Raw genomic sequence first — 1754 nt, 5'->3', positions numbered from 1 at the left:
GCCCAGGCGTTCGCCGACGCCATCACCGGGGCCGGCTTCGACGTCGACCTCGTCGACGAGGGCGCCTTCGTCGTGGTCTGGGCCACCCGCCGACCGGTCGGCGGCCGGCATGGATGACGCCGACCTCCTGCCGCACCTGGACGGAACGGAACGCGGCCTGGTCGTGATGATGTGCGGCCTGCCCGGCTCCGGCAAGACCACCTACGCCCGGGCCCTCGAACGCCGGGGCTTCACCCGCCTGTCGATCGACGAGGTGGTGTGGACCCGCATCGGCGAACGCGACGCCGCCGAACTCGAACCGGCGGCGTACGACCGGCTCAAGTCCGCCGTCGAGCAGGAGCTCTGGGAGCGGCTGGGCCACCTCATGGCGGCGAAGAAGCCCGTCGTCATCGACTACAGCTTCTGGAACCGCGCCACCCGCGACCGCTACAAGGCCGCGATCGAGAGCCACGGCTGCCGGTGGGAGCTCATCCGCCTCCGGGCCGACGTCGAAACCCTCCGCCGCCGCCTCGCCGACCGCAGCCTGCGCAACGACGCCAACAGCGTGACCGTCGCCGACGAGCTCCTCGAACGCTACTTCACCGCCTTCGAAGAGCCCATCGACGAAGGCGAGTTCGTCGTCGTCCAGGCGTAGGCGCGCGCCGGAACGGCGACGCCCGCCCCCGGCGCGGCGGCCGGGAGCGGGCGTGTCGGTGCGGTCGTGGGGATCGCGGAGGTCAGGACGTACGGCGGACGTACGGCTCCCAGACCACCTTGATCGACTGCCGCTGGGCAGGGCGGGAGCGGTGCTGCTTCTCGGTGCCGAACGGCGGGGCGCCGGAGTCCAGTCTGGCGGGCTGGGCGCTGATAAGCGTCCAGCCCGGGTTGCCGGTCACGCAGTCGACGGGCGTGCTACCGGTCGCGAAGCTGCAGAAGGTCCGGTACACCGTGCCGTCGGTGGTGATGGCCTCCACCTGGAGGGTGTTGCCGTGGTCCGCGATGGCCACACCACAGGCGGGGCCGTGGCCCGTGGGGAGTGCCGGCGGGGTCGACCAGGTGGTCACGTCGGCGTTCGGGCCGTTGAGCGGCTGGCTGCCGACCTGGACGGTGCCGTTCTTGACCACCCCGGTGTAGATGATCATTCCTGACCCCGTCGTCGCCGAGTCGATGGACTCGCACGGACCGGCGGGACCCGTGTTGCCGGTCGCACCCGTGTTGCCCGCAGGACCCGTGTTGCCTGCCGGCCCGGTGTTGCCGTTGGCACCCGCAGGACCCGTCGGGCCCGTGACACCGGTGCTCGAACCCGCAGGACCCGTCGGACCGGTCGGGCCCGTGACGCCCTCACCGGCGGGGCCCGTCGGGCCGGTCGGGCCGGGTTCGCCCTCGGGGCCCGTGGGGCCGGTCGGACCGACGCACTCGATCACGTGGCCGTGGTGGCCGTGGTGACCGCCGTGGGCGTGCTCGCCGTGCTCGTCGTCGTCATCATCGAACAACGACCGACCCGGGGTGGCCTTCTGGAACACCGACCCGGCGAGCTGGTGCACCGCCTTGTGGACGCTGTCGCTCGACGGCTCCTCGCCATCGGGCCCCTGCTCACCCCCGTCCGGGCCCTCCTCACCGCCCCACTCGTCGTGCTCACCCGGCGGACAGTTGTCCTCGCCGTGGTGCCCGTGCATCTGGTGGCTCAGGTGCGGGAAGTGGAAGTGCATCCCACCCGCGAAGGCCGTGCCGCTACTCGACACGATGGCCGCGATGAGCAGCGCCGCACCTGCGGC

Annotated in this window: 2 protein-coding genes; one reads left to right on the top strand and one right to left on the bottom strand. The window is 72.2% G+C overall.

Going from position 1 to position 1754, the window contains the following annotated elements:
• Positions 1–109 precede the first annotated feature (109 nt).
• Positions 110–634 carry an ATP-binding protein gene (locus AB0O00_RS37920; RefSeq protein ID WP_363659243.1) on the top strand — a complete coding sequence of 175 codons (525 nt, stop codon included), beginning with the start codon at positions 110–112 and terminating at the stop codon, positions 632–634.
• Positions 635–716: 82 nt separating this feature from the next.
• Here AB0O00_RS37920 and AB0O00_RS37915 read toward each other — a convergent pair.
• The coding region (locus AB0O00_RS37915; protein WP_363659242.1) for a hypothetical protein at positions 717–1754 on the bottom strand (1038 nt) is incomplete at its 5' end.

Source organism: Kitasatospora sp. NPDC093558, from assembly GCF_040683475.1.
GTDB lineage: Bacteria > Actinomycetota > Actinomycetes > Streptomycetales > Streptomycetaceae > Kitasatospora.
This window is presented reverse-complemented; position numbering and strand designations above follow the sequence as displayed.